Annotated in this window: 21 protein-coding genes and 1 tRNA gene; 10 read left to right on the top strand and 12 right to left on the bottom strand. The window is 69.0% G+C overall.

Annotated features, from left to right (window positions below; genetic code table 11):
* Window positions 1-26 precede the first annotated feature (26 nt).
* The 8 genes from OG331_RS25190 to OG331_RS25155 form a co-directional block, all read right to left on the bottom strand.
* Entirely contained in the window at window positions 27-1331 is a 1305-nt protein-coding gene (locus OG331_RS25190; RefSeq protein ID WP_406200044.1) for an AAA family ATPase, read from the bottom strand.
* Window positions 1328-1633 (bottom strand): hypothetical protein, encoded by a 306-nt coding sequence (locus tag OG331_RS25185; protein ID WP_406200042.1) that lies wholly within the window; start codon window positions 1631-1633, stop codon window positions 1328-1330. Before OG331_RS25185 ends, OG331_RS25190 begins: the two co-directional genes overlap by 4 nt.
* Window positions 1630-2013, bottom strand: coding sequence for a hypothetical protein (locus tag OG331_RS25180; protein ID WP_406200040.1), 384 nt, complete (start codon window positions 2011-2013; stop codon window positions 1630-1632). Before OG331_RS25180 ends, OG331_RS25185 begins: the two co-directional genes overlap by 4 nt.
* Entirely contained in the window at window positions 2010-2537 is a 528-nt protein-coding gene (locus OG331_RS25175) for a hypothetical protein (RefSeq protein WP_406200038.1), read from the bottom strand. Before OG331_RS25175 ends, OG331_RS25180 begins: the two co-directional genes overlap by 4 nt.
* Complete coding sequence (locus OG331_RS25170; protein ID WP_406200035.1) at window positions 2534-3289, bottom strand: BN159_2729 family protein; 756 nt, start codon at window positions 3287-3289, stop codon at window positions 2534-2536. Before OG331_RS25170 ends, OG331_RS25175 begins: the two co-directional genes overlap by 4 nt.
* Complete coding sequence (locus OG331_RS25165) at window positions 3286-3600, bottom strand: hypothetical protein (RefSeq protein WP_406200032.1); 315 nt, start codon at window positions 3598-3600, stop codon at window positions 3286-3288. Before OG331_RS25165 ends, OG331_RS25170 begins: the two co-directional genes overlap by 4 nt.
* Window positions 3597-4193 carry an RNA polymerase sigma factor gene (locus OG331_RS25160; protein WP_406200029.1) on the bottom strand — a complete coding sequence of 199 codons (597 nt, stop codon included), beginning with the start codon at window positions 4191-4193 and terminating at the stop codon, window positions 3597-3599. The genes OG331_RS25165 and OG331_RS25160 overlap by 4 nt, the downstream gene beginning before the upstream one ends.
* A gap of 80 nt (window positions 4194-4273) precedes the next feature.
* Window positions 4274-4777 (bottom strand): hypothetical protein, encoded by a 504-nt coding sequence (locus OG331_RS25155; RefSeq protein WP_406200026.1) that lies wholly within the window; start codon window positions 4775-4777, stop codon window positions 4274-4276.
* A gap of 230 nt (window positions 4778-5007) precedes the next feature.
* Here OG331_RS25155 and OG331_RS25150 point away from each other — a divergent pair, with 230 nt between their 5' ends.
* The 3 genes from OG331_RS25150 to OG331_RS25140 all read left to right on the top strand — a co-directional run bounded on the left by OG331_RS25150 (window position 5008) and on the right by OG331_RS25140 (window position 7372).
* Window positions 5008-5451: a helix-turn-helix domain-containing protein gene (locus OG331_RS25150; protein WP_406200024.1), complete on the top strand. Its 444-nt coding sequence runs from the start codon at window positions 5008-5010 to the stop codon at window positions 5449-5451.
* Window positions 5452-5689: 238 nt separating this feature from the next.
* Window positions 5690-5923 (top strand): hypothetical protein, encoded by a 234-nt coding sequence (locus OG331_RS25145; RefSeq protein WP_406200022.1) that lies wholly within the window; start codon window positions 5690-5692, stop codon window positions 5921-5923.
* 15 nt (window positions 5924-5938) lie between these two features.
* Window positions 5939-7372 (top strand): tyrosine-type recombinase/integrase, encoded by a 1434-nt coding sequence (locus tag OG331_RS25140; RefSeq protein ID WP_406200020.1) that lies wholly within the window; start codon window positions 5939-5941, stop codon window positions 7370-7372.
* Between the two features lie 414 nt (window positions 7373-7786).
* Here OG331_RS25140 and OG331_RS25135 read toward each other — a convergent pair whose 3' ends face one another.
* Window positions 7787-8260 carry a hypothetical protein gene (locus OG331_RS25135; protein ID WP_406200018.1) on the bottom strand — a complete coding sequence of 158 codons (474 nt, stop codon included), beginning with the start codon at window positions 8258-8260 and terminating at the stop codon, window positions 7787-7789.
* A 209-nt stretch (window positions 8261-8469) separates the two neighbouring features.
* On the opposite strand from OG331_RS25135, the gene OG331_RS25130 reads away from it, so the two are divergent.
* On the top strand, window positions 8470-9213 hold the full coding sequence (locus OG331_RS25130) for an AAA family ATPase (protein ID WP_406200016.1): 744 nt from the start codon (window positions 8470-8472) through the stop codon (window positions 9211-9213).
* A gap of 69 nt (window positions 9214-9282) precedes the next feature.
* On the opposite strand, the gene OG331_RS25125 is transcribed toward OG331_RS25130, so the two are convergent.
* Entirely contained in the window at window positions 9283-9666 is a 384-nt protein-coding gene (locus OG331_RS25125) for a DUF6344 domain-containing protein (RefSeq protein ID WP_406200013.1), read from the bottom strand.
* Between the two features lie 337 nt (window positions 9667-10003).
* Here OG331_RS25125 and OG331_RS25120 point away from each other — a divergent pair, with 337 nt between their 5' ends.
* On the top strand, window positions 10004-10132 hold the full coding sequence (locus OG331_RS25120) for a DLW-39 family protein (RefSeq protein WP_003999697.1): 129 nt from the start codon (window positions 10004-10006) through the stop codon (window positions 10130-10132).
* A 302-nt stretch (window positions 10133-10434) separates the two neighbouring features.
* Window positions 10435-11694, top strand: coding sequence for a hypothetical protein (locus OG331_RS25115; protein WP_406200011.1), 1260 nt, complete (start codon window positions 10435-10437; stop codon window positions 11692-11694).
* 188 nt (window positions 11695-11882) lie between these two features.
* Here OG331_RS25115 and OG331_RS25110 read toward each other — a convergent pair whose 3' ends face one another.
* A complete protein-coding gene (locus tag OG331_RS25110; RefSeq protein ID WP_406200008.1) occupies window positions 11883-13748 on the bottom strand; it encodes a serine/threonine-protein kinase in 1866 nt (621 codons plus the stop codon).
* A 191-nt stretch (window positions 13749-13939) separates the two neighbouring features.
* Window positions 13940-14488: a DNA-binding protein gene (locus OG331_RS25105; protein WP_328880513.1), complete on the bottom strand. Its 549-nt coding sequence runs from the start codon at window positions 14486-14488 to the stop codon at window positions 13940-13942.
* Between the two features lie 181 nt (window positions 14489-14669).
* Between OG331_RS25105 and OG331_RS25100 the strand changes: the two genes are divergently transcribed.
* From OG331_RS25100 to OG331_RS25085, 4 genes are all read left to right on the top strand, one after another.
* Window positions 14670-14742, top strand: a tRNA-Ala gene (locus OG331_RS25100).
* Between the two features lie 405 nt (window positions 14743-15147).
* A complete protein-coding gene (locus OG331_RS25095; protein WP_406210925.1) occupies window positions 15148-15330 on the top strand; it encodes a hypothetical protein in 183 nt (60 codons plus the stop codon).
* Window positions 15327-16031: an RNA polymerase sigma factor gene (locus OG331_RS25090; RefSeq protein WP_406200005.1), complete on the top strand. Its 705-nt coding sequence runs from the start codon at window positions 15327-15329 to the stop codon at window positions 16029-16031. The genes OG331_RS25095 and OG331_RS25090 overlap by 4 nt, the downstream gene beginning before the upstream one ends.
* Window positions 16015-16857, top strand: coding sequence for a hypothetical protein (locus tag OG331_RS25085; RefSeq protein ID WP_406200002.1), 843 nt, complete (start codon window positions 16015-16017; stop codon window positions 16855-16857). The genes OG331_RS25090 and OG331_RS25085 overlap by 17 nt, the downstream gene beginning before the upstream one ends.
* Window positions 16858-16903 lie beyond the last annotated feature (46 nt).

The raw sequence follows: 16903 nt of genomic DNA, 5'->3' as shown, positions 1-16903 counted from the left end.
GGGGCGGGCCCGCGGTCAGTGGTGAATCAGGCGGACGTGAGGGCTTCGTTCTCCAGGCCCCGGACCATCTCGGTGAAGTCGGCAGCCGCGGTGTCCCCGCGCTCGCCGTAGTTCGTGAGCGTGTCGAGGAGGGTCTGGGCCTCGTCCTTCGTCAGCTCGTTCGCCGAGCCGATCTGGCGGCCGATGATCAGCGAGGTGGCGCGGAGACGCTCGGCGCGCGAGTCCTTCTGACCGAGGCCAACCTTCGTGAAGCAGGCGTGCATCATCCGCATCTGCGGGGCCGTGACGGGCGTCGGGCCCTGGTCCGGCTCCGGCGGCGCCTGGCGGACAGCCGGAGCGGACGCCTCGGCATCGGACAGCGAGTGCGCCGACGGCCCGGTGTACTCCCCTTCGCCCTGCCCGGCACCCTGGGGTGACGGGGCCGTGACGCCCGTCGCGACGGGCTTGACGGCCTGGCCGTACTCCTTGATGACGTCCCCGAGCTTGGCGGGCTCCCCGGTCTTCGGGTGCAGCAGATCGGCGCCGAGGAGGCGGCGGTTGTTGGCCTGCCCGTGCAGCTCCAGGGCTCGGTCATACGTCAGGCCGTCGGCGACCAGTTCGTCCACGATGACCTGCACGGGGTCGACGCCCTGGCCGAGCTGCTCCAGGATCACCTCGGCGAAGTCCTCACCGGGGTGGTGCACGCTGACGTCGTACAGCGGCTCGTAGCGGGTCTTCGTGACGGTGCCGGTGCCCGCGATCATGTCGATCACGACGTCGAACTCGTACTCAGCGCCCTCACGCTGGACGGTCTTGACGCCGACCTTCGTGACCTTCTTCCCTTCCATCTCGTAGTCGTTCTTCGTCCGCATGGTGACGATGACGTGCCCGGGGAAGTTCAGCAGCGCGTCGAGCATGTCCTGTTCGAGGTCGTTGACCGGCGCCCAGGCGGTGAACTTCCCGCCCCTGTTCGAGGACTTCTGGGACTCTTCCTCGACACGGGCGAGGAGACCGCCCTTGCCCGCCCAGAAGTGGGACCAGCTGTCGACGATGAGAACGGCGAGCCGGGCCTCCTCGGCGGCCTTGACCGCGGCGATGAGGTTCTCAGGCGAGCAGAACGCCATGGGCATGTGACCGAACTCGTGCCCGCCGAGGTCGGGCCGGCCGGGGACGACGGCGTACTTCTTCGCGGAGCCACGCTCGGTATCGATGACGCCGATTTCGCCGCCGTCCGCGAGACGCTCGGCCATGCGGAGGGCGGTCTTGGTCTTGCCGCTACCGCCGGGTCCCTGGAGGGCGATGCGGGCCTTGGCGGTCTCGCGGGTCGCCGGGGCGAAGGTGAAGGTCGTCATGACGTGCTCCGGTTGGTGGTGTCGCCCTGCGGCGGAACGGTGGCTCGAAAGGGGGAGGCCGCGATCTCGCGGGCGAGGTTGGCGGCGCGCATCACGGCGCCGTACGCGCGGCGCTTGCGGCGGTCGTCGGCCTTGCTGTCTGTCGGCTTCGGCCGGTACTGCTCCGTGGCGTGCTTGCCGAGGGCGTCCGCCAGCTCGTCGCCGTGCTCCTTGCGGAGTTCGGCGAGCAGCTGCGCGGCCTCGTCGGGTCGCAGGGGGCGGCCGCTGGTGAGCGCCTGGTAGGCGCGGCTGTAGGCGCTCATTCGTCGGCCTCCGGGTCGTACTTGGAGGCGATCTCCAGGGTGGTCACGGTGTAGCCGGTCGGGCTCTCCACCCCGTGGACCGTGGCGACGAGCTCGGCGACGCCGTCCTCCTCGTCCTCGATCCAGTCGAAGGACGCGGTGGGCAGGTCGCGGCGGGCGTGCGCCTTGCAGTGCTTGCGGGCCTCGGTGGGCGTCGTGTACCAGCCGAGCGGGACCGTGTCCCAAGCCGCCCGGTAAATGATCACCTCGGAGTCCGGGGACTGGAGCAGCTGCGCGGACTCCAGCGCCTCGGCGGCCTGCGTCGCCAGGTCGTAAGACGACCCGTTCAGCCAGGCGGCCTCGATCGTCTTTTTCGCCAGCATGGCGAGCTTCGAGATCATCGGGTGGTCTCCTTCACGAGGGCCGTGGAGCGGTAGACGCGTCGGCCGTCCTGGGCGCGGTCCTGGGCGGTGAGTCGACCGTCGCGGGCCAGGCCGCGGAGGTCCTTGCGGAGGGTGTTCCGGCCGGCGGTGGGCCACGGCGAGTCCGCCATCAGCTCCTCGGCGACCTGGGTGGTGACCTCGCCGCCGTACTCCGTCACCGCAGCGAGGAGGTACTCGCGGCGGGTCGTCGGCGCGGCCGTCAGCGCGGCCAAGGCGTCGTTCCAGGCCTCGTTGGTCGAGCCCACGTAGCGGGCCTTCACGCGGGCGCCGAACTCGGTCAGCTCACGGGTGGCCTCGAATGCTCCGGCCGGGGCATAGGGGGACACGGCCTGGGCGGCGGTGGACCAGGCGCGGGCGTTGTGGATGGCCCACACCATGCCGCTTGCGGACTGCGCGGAGTTGTACTCGCCAACCTCCTGCCATTGGCCAGGGTTGGCCCGGCAACGGGCGGCGACACTGAGGTGATCGACCCGAGTCCTCATGCGCGCTCACCGCCCTGCGGCGCGGTGACGGGCGTCGTCGAGTCCGTGACGGCCGTCAACGGGCCGAACTGAGCCACGATGCCCGCGAGCGAGCAGCGCTCAGACCGGCCGTCAATCGACAGCAACGGCATGCCATCGCCCTTACGCGCACCCTGGAAGAACCAGACGCCACCGCGGGAGTCCTGCTGCGGCACGGACAGGTCGTACACGTCGCCGTCCAGAACGAACGGACGCTTCGCGGACTGGACCGCACGGGTCCGCGCCTGCGGCAGGTCGTACGCCACGACCGACACGCGGACACCGTCCCGGTAGCCATCCCCGGCGATCGCGTACGGGAGCGGCTGTTCCTTGTCGTGCGTGATGCCGAACCAGGCACGCCACTGCACCCACTGGGCCTGATCCGTGATGTGCAGTGCCACGAGCACTCGGTCCTGGTCGACCTGCACGTTCTGAAACTCGGGGTGCTCGCCGATCTGCTTCTTGATGGCGGCCGCGACTCCCTCGGCCCGGGCGCACGACTGGTCCCAGGCGAGGGCCTGCTGCTCCAGGTCCGTGAGCTCTGTGGCCGCCGGCTGCTGCCGGTCGGACCATCCGCCGGCGGGCGTGCGGTGCAGCACGCGGCCGAAGCGCTCCGGGTCGACCAGGAGGCGGGCGTCGTTGAGGGTGTGGGCGATGGCGGTGGCCGGGTCGCTGCCGCTGGAGGCCAGGGCCGCCCGGATCACGCGGACGGCGTGGGGAAGGTTCTTGTTCATGCGGCTGCCTCTTCCGTCTCGGTGGCGAAGCGGGCGAAGGCGTGGAACTCGACGCCCTTGACCTCGGCGTCGAAACCGATCCGCATCTGGCCGTTGGCGCCGACGCTGAAGGCGAGGTCCTCGGCGGGGACGTGCAGCGCCTCGCGCCACGCCTCGATCTCGGAGGCGCTGTCCATGCAGAGGCTCACCCGGTTCGGGAAGATGCCGCTGAAGGTCAGGGACGGCGCCGTGAGGCCCGGGTGCAGCTCGGCGAGGCGGGCGACGAACGCCAACGCGGGTGCCAGCGAGCCGAATTTGATCTGCTCCGTCATGCCGCCACCGCCTTGGCGGTGAGGCTGCTGCGCATCTGCTGGAGCGCGCGGAACTGGACGGTCTTCGTGGCGCCGATGCCCTTGCCCAGCCGGGCGGCCGTCTGCGGCACCGACAGGTCCTCGAGGAACCGCAGCCGCACGCACTCCCGCTGGTACGGGGTGAGCGCCGCCAGCGCGGCCTCCACGGTCTCGGCCGCCTCGGCGATGTCCAGCTCCCGCAGGGCGGAGGACTCGGCGGAGCGGTCCCGCTCGTCGCCGTCGGCCATCTCCGCGACCGTGACCTCCAGCCGCGTGCGGGCCAGCTTCACGTGGTCCAGGTAGATGTTCCTGGCGATGACCATCAGCCAGCCAGCGAAGCCGCTGGAGCGGGGGGAGTTGAAGGTCCCCAAGCGGCGAAGGGCCCGCAGGAACACGTCCTGCGTGAGGTCCTCCGCCAGAGGCCGGTCACCGCGGGTCCGGTTGTAGAGGAAGCCGAACACGTCGTCGTAGTGCTGGGCGTAGAGGGCAGCGAATGCGGCGCGGTCGCCAGCGCAGGCCTGCGCAACGAGCTCCGCACCTCCCGCCCGGACCTTGCCGTTAACCTTGTGAGGCACGACCTGTTCTCCTTTGACGTAGGGGTTTTCGGGTGTGTGAGGGCCGTTCCGGGTCGCATCCGGGGCGGCCCTTCCGTGTGTCAGGCAGCGGTGCGCTGCCGCTGAAGGCCGGCGAGGACGGCGTGCGGGTCGAAGCGCCTGCTGCGGCCGACGTAGATCAGGCCGGGCCAGTCGTCCTCGTGGTCCCGCGCCCAGTCCTGGATCTGCTTGTCGATCCAGCTCAGGGACTTCCGCAGGAATCGAGCCAGCTCCTTCTGGTCCATCAGCTGCTCGGGCAGTTCCTGCTTCCGCTGACCTTCGGTCTTCGATCTACGTGTAGATGTAGATTCCGTGAGCGTGAAAACGGTCGCCGCGAAGAGCGCGTCGAGCTCCCGGTTGAGTGCTGCAGCGATGAGCTCGGCGGCTCGGTCGCTGCACTCTTCCCGGGCCGTCTTGCCGCTACCGACGATGAAGCCGACCATCGCCCGCGAGAGGCCCTCGCCTGTGGGATCCACGTCCTTCGTCTTGGCGGCGAGGCGCGGGATGTCCAGCCCGGCCGCCTTCATGGCGGCCCGCAGCGGGGCACCTTTGTCCAGTCGTCGCATGGTGAAACCTCCGGCGCATGGCCGAATCAGGGGTCCGCGGGTCCCTCTGACCTGCGGTATCTACAATCTACGTGTAGACGCATATCGAGTCAAGGGATACCCACAGGGGTGTTGCTACGCGACAGAGGGGCGCACAGGGGCGGTGTAGTTGCGCCGGAGCACCGTTAAGAACGGGTCATGGATCTGCGATCTACTTGCGTATGTAGATGCCGATGCACGATCCTCAGAGCGTGACGAGCCCCCAGAACGACCCCGGCGAGCCCCACACCGCCGAGGACCGAGCCCACCGCGGCGAGGACCTGGCGGCACTACTGGAGCGCCTACTCGCGCAGGCGCCCGACAGGACACAGAAGGACCTGGCCGGCGCGGCAGGTATCTCCTACCCGACCCTCAACGCCTGGATGAACAGGACACGAGGGACCTCCCGCGTGGCCCCGGAGACGCTGCGAGCCCTCGTGGACGCCTTCCGTCACTGGGGAGTCGGAGTCACGCCCAAGGAGATGTTCGAGGCGGCCGGGAGACCGGTGCCCGGGCGGGCTGACGAGGAGCGCGAGGGCCGACTGCTGGCTTTGTATCGGCAGCTGCCGGAGAGCAAGCAGCGCGACCTGATCAAGTTCGCCGACGCGATGCTCAGGGATGCTGCGGCCGCTGTCCAAGTGAGTCGCGTTTCATAGCAGTTGGTAAGGGTTGCCTTAACAGGGAGAGTCTGTTTTAAGTGACCCATTTTGTCCGAAATGATGACCTCTAGGGAGGGTTGGTTCGCCGCTAAAACAAACCGTTGATTGATCTCCCTATCGGTCTACATAAGGCCCTCACACACAGGTACGATCAGTCACCCGCTGTCCTCCCGGAGCGGAACATTCCGTGCCCGCACGCACATCTTGGGGGACACCTGTGTGCATCCGCATCGCCATGGTCGACGATCTCCCGACGATCGCCCACTGGGACCCAGACGAGGTCACCATCCTCGCCAAGAGGGGCACCCACCCCCACGACCTGATCAGAGAACTACACGCGATCCTCGCGGTTGACCTCGGCGCACCGGACCTTCCCGGCGCCGGCCTCTTCTGCTTCTGCGGTACACGCGTTGAGCTCCCGCGCGAGCTCACAGTCACCGCTGTGCCCGTCGGCGCCTCGATTCTCTGATCAGGAGCACGCCCGATGGTGCGCAAGAAGGCCCCCGCCCGGGCCACCAACAACCCACGCCCCAACCCGTCCATGCGCTGCGGCTGCCCGCCCTGCCTGAGGAAGTTCCCAGGCGAACGGCCACCCACCGACGAGCACACCGGCAGCTGGGAAGCGCGCTACACCGACCCCTCCGGAAAGGAACGCAGCAAGACGAAGCCGACCTTCACGGCCGCCGTCGAGTTCCTGGAGCAGACCCGCACCGAAATGCGGCAACGGACATGGATCGACCCGGCCCGCGGGGAGATCACCCTCGCCGCCTGGTGGAAGCTGTGGTGGCCGACCCAGACAAAGGGCTGCACCCGCATCGAGGACTGGTCCCAGTCCCAACTGCGCGACGAGGGCATGTGGCGGAACCACATCGAGCCCACCTTCGGCAGCGTCCGGCTCTTCGAGCTGGCGTGGCGAGAGATCCAACTCTGGGTGAACGCGCTGCACGACGAGAACGGCGGGCCCCTGGCCGCCAGTTCGGTCACGAAGTGTTTCCAGGTCCTGGACCGGATGATGGAGGACGCGAAGCGCGATCGCCGTCTCCCCTTCAACCCGGCGGAGGGCGTGAAGCTCCCGACGATCAAGAAGAAGCACCCGGAGGACCGCCGGCCGCCCTCCTACGCTCAGCTGTGGCTGATCCGGCAGAAGCTGCCCGAGCACTTCCACAACCTGCTGATCGTCGCCCAGGAGACAGGCCTGCGCTTCCAGGAGCTGGCCGGACTGCGCTGGAGCAACGTCGACTTCGAGGGCCGCCGCATCCACGTGCGTGAGGTCCTGGTCGAGCCACGCGGCAAGATCAAGCGGAAGGCCTACCCGAAGAGCGACGCTGGTCTGCGCACGGTGCCCATGACGGGTCTGGCCGCCAGGGTGCTGCGCGAGGTGTGGGCCGAGGAGAGCGAGGAGGGCACCCCCAGCCGGGCTGTGTCCGAGCTGAAGGACGGACTGTGCGAGGACGAGCTGGTCTTCCACGGCCGAAACAAGGTGCGCCGCGGCTCGAAGGTGAACGGCGGTGCGGGCGAGCCGTACCGGGCACCGCTGCGTCGGTCGGCGTTCCGACGGCTCTGGATCGACGCCATCACCAAGGCCGGCGTCGTCCGCACCACCGTGAAGACGGTCAAGGCGCAGCGGGTCGACGAGCAGACGGGCCGGACCCGGACGGTCGAGCTGGAACGGACCGACTGGTGGCCAGACTTCCACGACGTCCGACATGCGTACGCGTCCCGGCTGCACGACCGCGGTGTGCCAGAGGTGATCACGCAGGAGATCCTCGGGCACGAGCGCGCGGGCGAGGTGACGTGGATCTACACGCACGCGGCAGCGGACTACGCGGGCCAGGTCCTGGCGGCGCTGGAGGAGGGCAAGCCGGGCGCGGTTGCCCAGGCACCGAAGCGCCGGCTGCGGGTGGTGTCGGCAGCGTGAGCCACCCGGGAGTACCCCGGATCTACCCCGGGAGACAGGTACGTTCCACAGGGGTCGGGCGGTTATCCACAAGGTAGACGGGCGTAGATGTGGATAAGCACCGCAGGTCAGGTGACCTGCGGAGATCATCCGGAGAGAGCTGTTTCCTGATAAGGATGAGGCCACAGGTTCAAATCCTGTTAGCCCCACATGCGAAGAGACCCCCAGCCGATATCGGCTGGGGGTCTTTGACATCTACGGCTGACATCAGCCGATCAGTGGATCTTCCAGTGAATCGGCGAGCGGACCCGCAGCCTCGCGTTGGTCCGGGGATGCAGGTCAGCTCTCGGCCGATCCCAGCTCGCAGTCACGTGCTCTTGGCCCCCTGCCGTTGTGGTGGCGAGGGCCAAGCGGGCTGCTACGAGTGCCTGCCTGTCATGGACACCAGATCGGATCCGGGTTCCAGTCATGGTGCTTCGAGGCTGTCCGGTTCCAAACGCCGTTGACCCGCAGGTCGCCGTACGCAGTGTTCCTGCCGCACTTAATCTGCACCTGGTGGTTGTAGCAGCCGCGGGTGAAGCCCGGTTGGAGTACCGAGGCTTGGCAGTCGATGGTCTGCCCGTTCCAGGTCTGAGTGATCGAGCCCTCAAGCGAGATGGCCTTGGAGCTGTTGTTTGTCACCACGAGCACGCTCTTGGCCTCGTCGCTCTCATTCAGCGTGCCGAAGACCATGCACGCCTGGAAGCCAACCCCCGGTACTGCGGTGTGCTGCTTGGTCGCCCCACACTTCCAGGTCGAGTTTGTGCTGACCTTCTCCCACATGCCCATCGCTGACGCCGGGCTCGCCGCGAACAATGCGACACCTACGGCCGCGGCTGCGAGGCCGATGCTCTTGCCTGCACGCTTCATTGGGTCCCCTCCCACAAGATCCGAACAACTGTATGACTATAGCGAGGCGGGGAAGAGCCCAGGCTCCCCGACGAGGCCCTGCAGAGCGCCGACAGGGCTGACGGACATCAGCCGATGAGCGGATCTTCCAGAAGGTCGGCGAGCATGCCGACCGCTTCCCGCTCGCTGTCGCCCGCCCGATTGTCAGTGCTGGATGAGAGCCTGGCTGCATGATCGTCGAACGGGCATACGCGCATGTTGCCGAGGGCGAGCTGGGGGAAGGCAGCCAGTGGCCCTGGTCGGTGCCGTGCGTGCGGCAGCTGCTCGATGACGGCCTGAAGTTCACCGCGCCGGTCACGTTCCTGGTGGGGGAGAACGGCTCGGGCAAGTCGACCCTCGTCGAGGCGCTGGCGGAGGGCTTCGGCCTGGACTCCTGGGGCGGGTCCGCGGGATACAAGTACGCGAGCTGGCGTGAGCCGTCGGCGCTGGGCAGCCGGATACGGTTCGAGGCGACGCCTGCCGGTCGGCGCATGCTCCAGGGGCCTCGTACGCGCCGCAGAGGTTTTTTCCTGCGGGCGGAGACGGCGCTGGACGCGCTGGACCGGGAGCAGAAGACGGGAAGGCTGTCCGGGGCCGCGGACGAGATGAGCCACGGCGAGGGCTTTCTGATGGCCTTCAGCGAGCGGTTTCAGGAGCCGGGGCTGTACGTCATGGACGAGCCCGAGGCTGCGCTGTCCTTCGCTTCTTGTCTTCAACTCGTGGGTCTGCTGCATGAACTGGGGCGTTCCGGCGCACAGATCATCTGCGCGACGCACTCACCTGTGCTGACGGCGCTGCCTGGCGCCGAGATCATCGAGGTGGGTGACCACGGAATGCGTCCCGCCGGCTGGCGGGATCTGGAGCTCGTCGACCACTGGCGGCGCTATCTCAACGATCCATGGGCCTATCTCCGGCACATCGTCGATGAGGGGTGAGCACGCCGTGGCGGTTACGCGATGGTGCAAATTGGGGCAGGGGGTGACAGCTCGGGGTGGGCCGTCGGTTCAACGCTGGTGTGGCACGAGGGGTTGTGCCGGGGAGCCCGCGTGGACGCACTCCCGGGGGGCCGAGGGTGGGCTCGCCGCTTCCGCTTCCGTTTCCGTGAGCGGTCGGTGCCGGCAGCTGGGGGTCTTGCCGTGAGCCTCGGCTCGGATGCGCTGCTTCATCGTGGGGGGCAGCGCTCTGGCGTAGGACCAGGCCCAGTTTGGCATCGCAGGCACTGTCAGCTCCGCGCTGCGGTCACTGTCGTCGCTGCCGCTCTTGCGTGACGTCTCGGTGTGCGGAACCGCCGCGGCGGCGGTCGACGTGACGAATCCGAGCGCTGTGCAGAGCGCCAGGAAGGCGGTGACGATGGCGGTCCACAGGTTCATGACCTTGTTCCTGGTCATGGCCCCTCACTTTCGGGTTGGGCGATTTGCGTACTTTCCTCATGATGTGTATGGGGACCGAGAAGTCATGGACCGACGCCCATGACGCGTCGATCTTCAGATGAACACCACTCGAATGGGCGCAAGAGGGGAGAAGAGTGCCGAAAATCGGAGGAACGGGAGCGAAGTCACCGTCTGTCGGGGTGTGATCACCCTCCGATCGGAGCGACGTCATCCGCTTCTACTGCGCTGTTTCGGAGGGAAGTTGAGCCCCGACGCAGGTCACCGATCGGTATCGGTCGGTGTGTATAGTCGGGCGCCAGAGGTCCCCTACGTCAAGGAAAGACGAGGTCGCGCGGTGAAGAAGCTTCTCCTGGTCGCACTGGCCGCCATCGGCGGGCTCCTCGTGTACCGCCAGATCCAGGCGGATCGCGCCGAGCAGGATCTGTGGACGGAGGCGACTGACTCCGTGCCCACGGGTTCGTGAGTCACCACTTCGGAATCTGAACAGACCCCGGCCGCCCTTGCGGTCGGGGTTTTGTGTGCTCGGGTTGCGGGAGTGGCCGGGAGGCCTTAGAGCCGGGCGTTTCGGACAGCCGTACGGATTGCGGGGGTGCCGAGCGGCCGGGCTGGGCAGGATGGGCGAGTCCGGGGTCCGGCGGCGGCGAGGGGTGGCGCGTGATGAGGCGGCGGCGTACGGCGTGGTGGCGCCGCGCGGGGGTGCGGCGGGGCGCAAGGGTGCGGCGCGTTGCGAACACGTGGCGCGATCACTCGTCGGCACGCGCGCGTGTGACCGTCGTAGGGGCACTGCTGCTGTGTACGACCACCGCATTGCCGGGCGGGGCCGCGCTCGCGGCCGGCACGCCCAGCCCGTACGCCTTCGCGCCGGACGCCCGGTCCGTCGCGGGCGCGACAGGCACTGCGGATGCCGCACGCTTCACACCCGGAGCGACGTACAAGAGCTCCCTGCCGAGCGACGGGAAGCTCTACTACCGCCTCGACCTCGACGCCACCTCTGACACATACGTCTCCGCGACCGCGATCCCCGCCGCTGGCAGCACCGTCTCCGCGAACGACGGCATCAGGGTCTCCGTGCAGGACGCCGACGGCGGCTCCTGCTCCTTCGACTCCGAGCGCTTCGGCACCGTCCACAGCCCACGGCCCATCGCGGCGTGGGCGGCACGTGAGATCTCCGCCAACAGTCCTCGTTGCGAGACCGCGGGCACCTACTACGTGGTCGTCGAGCGCGTCGGTACGGCGAGTTCCGCGCCGGATCCCTGGGACCTGGAGCTCTTCGCCGCCTCCGAGCCGTCCCTGGAGCAGACCGGCGCGACGAGTGCCCCTGAGGCGTGGGATTCGGCCTCACCCGCCCCGCTCACCGGCGAGGGCGTGCGCCGCGAGGGCGGCTCCGGCTTCGCCTCGGCGGTGTCCGTCGGTGAGGGCGTCTGGAGCGCCGGCATCGAGCCCGGCCGGACGTTCTTCTACAAGGTGCCGCTGACCTGGGGACGCCAGCTGTACGCCACCGCCGAACTGGGCAGCTCGGCCGGCGGCGGCGGCACCGCGGTCGGTGCCCTCAACCTCTCGCTCTACAACCCGGCACGCGGCCTCGTCGACGACACGAACACCAACTACGACGGCAGTCAGAAGGCCGCCGAGATCGATCCCCTGCCGCCGGTCGCGTACGAGAACCGGTACGCCGTGCCCAAGCGGCTCAACGGCATGCGGTTCGCCGGCTCCTACTACCTCGTGGTGCACCTCGCGGCCGAGGTGGCCGAGAAGTACGGCGACGGGCCGCTCCCGCTGACGCTGCGGGTGCGGGTGGGGGGTTCGGCGGAGTCAGGTCCCGGCTATGCGGGGGAGTCCGAGCCGCCCGGTCTCTTTCAGGTCGGGGCAGGCGATCCGGAGGCCGCTGCGGAAAGCGGGGCCGCGGGCGACGGTGATGCTGCGATGGCCGTGCTCGCGGTGAGCGGGATCGGGGCGGGGACTGTGGTGCTGGTGGTGCTGGGGGTGTGGATGGTGGTGGCTCGGCGGAGGGTTGGGGCTCTGTAGGGCGGGATGGGACCCGTCGGACGGGTGAGGGGCGGGCTTGTGGGTTCGCTGCCCACTGGTTGGGCCCAGGGCGGGTGAAGCCCAGCGGGGCCGGGGGCCGGTCGGTGTCCTTCGGTGTCTCAGCCGCCTTAGCCTCAGCCGCCTCAGCCGCCTCAGCCGCCTCAGCCGCCTCAGCCGCCTCAGCCGCCTCAGACGCGCGTCAGCGCCCAGAAACCCACGGCGTAACAGGCCAGCGCCAGCAGCAGGAGCGGGATCGCCACCTTGGCAGGCGGGCCGGGGCGACGCGTGATGCCGTGGGCTGCACGGCGGCTGGCGCGGTGGCCGCCGCGACGGTGCGGCTGCGGAACTGGTGGCGCCGAAGGTGGAACCTGCGGGCTCTGAGCGGTGTACGAAGCAGTAGAGGCATCGACGCGTTGGGGCTGCACCGGCGTCGGGGGCTGAGACGGGTACTGCGGTGTGTGCGTGTGGGGGGAGGACAGGACATGGGTGGTGTCGTAGGGGGAGACGCGGGGCGCGTGATGCTGCGCGCCGTGGGGTGCCTGGCCGCTCTCTCTCCGGCCGCGGGCCTGGCCGGACTCCTCCTGGTCCTGGCTCTGATCCTGGCTCCGGCCCTGTTCCTGACCGTGGCCCTGTGCCGGGTGCGGCTGTGGCGGGGGCGTGTGAGTCCGGAGGGAGGAGGACGTGGTCTGAGGGGGTGGCAGGTGGAAGCTGCCGGTGTCCGACATGGTGAGGCGCCCGTCCTGCCTGTCCCTTTCTCCGTCGTGCCCGTCGTTCCCGTCGCTCCAGTTGCTCGGCTGCGAGGGGGCGTACGGCTGCTGGGCGCCCGGGAGGGCGGCCGACGACTGGAGGCCCGGCTGGGGGGCGGCGTGCGGTGCGGGCGGGGCCTGGGACGGTGTGACGTCCGAAGCAGAAGCAGAATCAGAAGTCGAGGCGGAAGCCGAAGCCGGAGCCGAACCGGGTGTCGGTCCCACCACGCCCTGGCGCGGATCGCTCCGGGCGGTGCCCGAGCCGGCGCCGGTGCCGTTGGCCGCGTATCCGGTGCCGCTCGCCACCGACCCGGTGCCGGAAGGCGTGGACACGGAGCCGGTGTTCGCGGTCCCTGCAGAACCCGGGGTCGCGTCCGCGCCGACCTGGCGTGAGCTCCCCGTGCTCTCCTCGACGCCAGGTGCCCGTTTGAACGGCCCGTCCGGCCCGAACCCCGGTGGCAGCGGCCCGATTTGGTCGAAGATCTCGATGAGCTCGTCGTCGGGGCCGGGCTCCGGCAGGAGTTCGGCGGCCGAGGCGAGGGCCTTGCGCGCCCCTGTTGCCGTGCGGAACCGCGCGTGCGGATCCGGCTGCAGCAGCGAGGCCACGACCTGCCACAGCGGTTCGGGAATGCCCTTGGGCGCACCGGGAGTTCCGTGCGCGGTGAAGTACTGGACGAGCGCCTTGACGTCAGGCTTGGCGCCCTCAAGCAGGTACAGGGCGACCAGTCCTACGGCGAACAGGTCGGCGGGGAAGTCCGGTTCCGATCCCATGAGTTGCTCGGGCGCGAGATAACCGGGCGTTCCCACCACGAGGTTGGTCTCCGTCAGGCGTGGCTCACCGAGGCGCATGGCGATACCGAAGTCGGACAGACGCAGGCGCGGGCGGGCGGTGCCGGTTGCTTCGAGAAGCAGGTTGGCGGGCTTGATGTCGCGGTGGACGACGCCCTCAGCATGCACCGCGGCCAGCCCCGCGAGGAGCTGGTCCAGGAGTGTGCAGACGAAGGGGGGCGGCAAGGGGCCGTAGTCCCCGATGAGATGGACCAGCGAACCGCCGGCCACCAGGTCCATGGTGAACAGGACCTTGTCGTCGTCGGCGGCCCAGCTGGCCGGCGCGAGCACATGGGGGTGATCGATCCGGAGGGCCTGTTCGCGGACGAACCGCAGCAGCGAGTGCGCGTCGCTCTGCTGCAGCACCTTGGCGGCCACATACCGGCGGCGGCGGTGGTCCCAGGCACGCCAGACGGCGCCGACGCCTCCGCGTCCGATCGGGTCGACCAGTTCGTACCGGCCGGCGAAGACCTCACCCATGGCTGTGCGTCGCTCCTCCCCCTTCGACTACCCCCCTTGCTTCCCCCTCGACGAGCGATACGACTCCCCCTCGCTGACTCCCCTTCTCGCCCAGCCACGGCGAGGGACACTCCCGCCGTGCCCTCGTGCCCGCTCAGGACGTGGACCGTCGGCCCGGTCGCCGAACCCCCTTCGGCGACCGGGCCTCGGGGTCAGTTCTGGTGGGACTGGTAGTGCGTGACCGCGTCGGACGTGCGGCCGGCGCCGTACACCCGGAGGAACTCTGCCAGTTCCGGGTGGGTGGGGGCGAGGGTGTCGGCGGCGTCGATGATGTCTCCGGCGGCCGCCACCGAGCGCAGCAGAGACTGGATCTCACGGACCACCCGCTTGACCGTGGGCGCGCCCGAACTGCTCGTGGTCTGCGTCGTGTTGCTCAGCACCGAACCCCCCTGCGACTTCTTGATCTCTTCCATGCGCTCGGTGGCCTCCGCCGCGCTCACGCTGCCGTCCGCGACCTGCCCCGCCAGGTCCTGCAGCAGCTGCACCCGCTGGACCACTGCGGGATTGCCGATCTTCGCCCGCTGGCCGCTCATCAGCTGCGACAGCATCGGTGCGGACAGTCCCAGTACCCCCGCAAGACGAGCCTGGTTGAGACCAAGATCGTCGATGAGCTTACGGAAGAGCGTCCCCAGCGGCTCCCCGTACCAGTTCCGCTGCAGATCCCGCGCTCTTGCGGTGGCTTCCTGCTGTGCGGCGTCCATTGCGTCTCCCCATCGCTTCCCCAAAACCGCGGTTCGCTGTCGCGAACCACGCCGAGCATCTTACGGAGAGTGGTCGTTCATCGGGACCCCCAATCTTTTTGCGAGATACGGGGGGCGACCCGGTACTCTGGTCTGCGGCGCCCGCCGGTACGTGGTTCTTCCGGTTGGTTGCTCCCCTTCCGGGGCCTTAGCTCAGTTGGTAGAGCGCTGTCTTTGCATGGCAGATGTCAGGGGTTCGACTCCCCTAGGCTCCACCCTCCGGACCGGTCAGATGCCTCGTCGCCTCTGGCCGGTTTTTGTATGCCCTGCGACCTCCTACGGGTGCGAATCCCTGAGTGACGTGTGTCACGTGACGGGCTGTGGGGCCGTTGCAGATGTTTGCGCAAACGTGTCGGATCAGTGGAGTCCGTGAGGTCGGTGCGCAGGTGGCGGACGTGGCGCAAGGGTGGCGGCCTCGGGCGAGGAGGCCGCGTGTGAGCTGGCGTAAACGTGGTGGCGTAATCAGAAGGATGCGCTCCGTTAAGAAAATCTGTGCGGGACTTGCACACACGGGCCGTTGCAAACGTCATCGTGGGCGGAGGGCGTAAACACGCGCCGTCCCGAGGCCCACCGGGGGTGCTGAGCGGCCTCGCCTTGCATCAGGAAGGCACAACAGCACAGTGACGATGGACATTGCCGGTGAGGTGATCCTGGCGGCGCTCGCCCTACGGGTGTTCGGCCGTGACGCGGTCGTTCTGTTGCGTCGGCTGGCCGCGGCCGGAGTACGGGCGGGCATCAGCGAGATGAGGCGCGACCTCCCCAAGGGCGCCAAGGACCCACACCACGAGGGGCAGGCGTCGTGAGTCAGGACCTGCCGAGCCAAGCCCCTCGCGCCCCGCGCATGAAGAAACTGCCGCTGGACTTCGAGGCCTTCCACCAGATGTACCGGCCGCTGTACGTCAGCTGGGCCAAGTCCAGGCTGGGTAACTGGCACGACGCCGAGGAAGCGGTCGACGCCGCCTTCGAGCAGCTGCTGAAGGCGTGGAGCACCGTGCTCTCCAAGGAGAACCCCGCCGCGTACGCCTGGCGGGTGCTCAAGAACAGCACCATCGACCACTCCCGCACCCGCGACCGCCGCCCGGCACTCATCGGCGAGGCTTTCGAGACCGTGGCGTTGAACCGGGCCGTGGACCCCATCAGCCAACTCGAGGAAAGCCTCAACCTCTACGCGGAGATCGGCCAGCTGCCGCCGCGTCAGATGGACGTGGTCCTCCTGCACTTCGGGCTCGGCTACAGCGCGGTCGAGATAGCCGCCGCCCTCGGTATCACCCCGGCTGGCGTGCGCTCCACGGTCCGCCACGCCAAACGGCGCCTCCAGCACGCGTATGGCGTGAAGAAGAGCCTCGCGGAATCCCGTACGGATGCCGAGCCCTGTACGGGCGCGGAAGGGCAAGCCGACGAAGGGCATGCCGACGAAGGGCATGCCGACGAAGGGCATGCCGACGAAGGGCAAGCCGACGAAGGGCAAGCCGACGAAGGGAATGCCGGTGACATCGCCCCTTGACGAGCTGCTCGGCCGGGCCCGCCTTCTCCGGCCGCCCTACGCCCAGGCGGCCATAGAGGCGGCTGCCGTACGCCTGTCCGCGCGCGGCGCCTCCTTCCTGCACCCAACCGACCCGAACCCGGCAGACGGCGCCGCCGGCCAGGTCCCGCCGATCGCGCAGAGCCAGGCTCCACCGGCCGACGAGCGCTCCGCCGCCGACGATCTTCAGACCCTCTGCGAGACGGTCATCACCCACACCGACGCTCTCGCTGATCTCGAGGAATTCCTCGCCCGAGCGCTTCCCCAACCCCCGGGAGCCCGTGTCCTTGGCTGCATGCTTCAGCTCTGTGCGCGGGAGGAGTCGGCACGCTTCTGGTGGCAGTACGCCGCGGGCGCCGGCGACTCCGCTGCGAGCTACTGCCTCTACCTGCACCACCGCGCCCTGGGCGAACCCGGCGTCGCCGACTGGTGGCAGACGCAGCACGCGCGGTACGCCCGCAGCCTCCGGCCCGAGACGGACGACCCGCACGGCGAGGCCACCGTCGGTGTGGACGCCGCCATCCGCATCGAGGACCTGGGCCCGGAACCCGAGGACGAGATCAGCACTACCCTGCGCGTCCTGCGCGCCCTCAAACCCGACTGCTCACCCGTCCCCGACCCCGTCAACGCCGTCCTGCACTACATCCCCGCCGCCGTTGCCTACGTCGACGACGATCTGGACCTTCCGCTGCCGGACCCCGACTTCACCGACCGAATACGCGCCCTGGCCACGCCGGACCCGGTGGCGCAGGACACCGGGCGGCGTGGCCGCAGGCTCGCCCCCCTGCCGTCGCGCCGGCGGACGTGACCGGCGTTTCACGTGAAACATCGCCGTGGGGCGGGAGACCCTCAAG

The sequence above is a fragment of the Streptomyces sp. NBC_01017 genome (assembly GCF_045162795.1).
GTDB classification, from domain to species: domain Bacteria; phylum Actinomycetota; class Actinomycetes; order Streptomycetales; family Streptomycetaceae; genus Streptomyces; species Streptomyces machairae.
Note: the sequence above shows the minus strand (reverse complement) of the source record. Positions and strands in the feature narration are given on the sequence as shown.

Excerpts from the sequence above, each read along its gene's own strand:
- OG331_RS25190 (WP_406200044.1), bottom strand. The coding sequence starts at position 1,331 with ATGACGACCTTCACCTTCGCCCCGGCGACCCGCGAGACCGCCAAGGCC.
- OG331_RS25185 (WP_406200042.1), bottom strand. The coding sequence starts at position 1,633 with ATGAGCGCCTACAGCCGCGCCTACCAGGCGCTCACCAGCGGCCGCCCC.
- OG331_RS25180 (WP_406200040.1), bottom strand. The coding sequence starts at position 2,013 with ATGATCTCGAAGCTCGCCATGCTGGCGAAAAAGACGATCGAGGCCGCC.
- OG331_RS25175 (WP_406200038.1), bottom strand. The coding sequence starts at position 2,537 with ATGAGGACTCGGGTCGATCACCTCAGTGTCGCCGCCCGTTGCCGGGCC.
- OG331_RS25170 (WP_406200035.1), bottom strand. The coding sequence starts at position 3,289 with ATGAACAAGAACCTTCCCCACGCCGTCCGCGTGATCCGGGCGGCCCTG.
- OG331_RS25165 (WP_406200032.1), bottom strand. The coding sequence starts at position 3,600 with ATGACGGAGCAGATCAAATTCGGCTCGCTGGCACCCGCGTTGGCGTTC.
- OG331_RS25155 (WP_406200026.1), bottom strand. The coding sequence starts at position 4,777 with ATGCGACGACTGGACAAAGGTGCCCCGCTGCGGGCCGCCATGAAGGCG.
- OG331_RS25145 (WP_406200022.1), top strand. The coding sequence starts at position 5,690 with ATGGTCGACGATCTCCCGACGATCGCCCACTGGGACCCAGACGAGGTC.
- OG331_RS25140 (WP_406200020.1), top strand. The coding sequence starts at position 5,939 with ATGGTGCGCAAGAAGGCCCCCGCCCGGGCCACCAACAACCCACGCCCC.
- OG331_RS25135 (WP_406200018.1), bottom strand. The coding sequence starts at position 8,260 with ATGAAGCGTGCAGGCAAGAGCATCGGCCTCGCAGCCGCGGCCGTAGGT.
- OG331_RS25130 (WP_406200016.1), top strand. The coding sequence starts at position 8,470 with ATGATCGTCGAACGGGCATACGCGCATGTTGCCGAGGGCGAGCTGGGG.
- OG331_RS25125 (WP_406200013.1), bottom strand. The coding sequence starts at position 9,666 with ATGACCAGGAACAAGGTCATGAACCTGTGGACCGCCATCGTCACCGCC.
- OG331_RS25110 (WP_406200008.1), bottom strand. The coding sequence starts at position 13,748 with ATGGGTGAGGTCTTCGCCGGCCGGTACGAACTGGTCGACCCGATCGGA.
- OG331_RS25105 (WP_328880513.1), bottom strand. The coding sequence starts at position 14,488 with ATGGACGCCGCACAGCAGGAAGCCACCGCAAGAGCGCGGGATCTGCAG.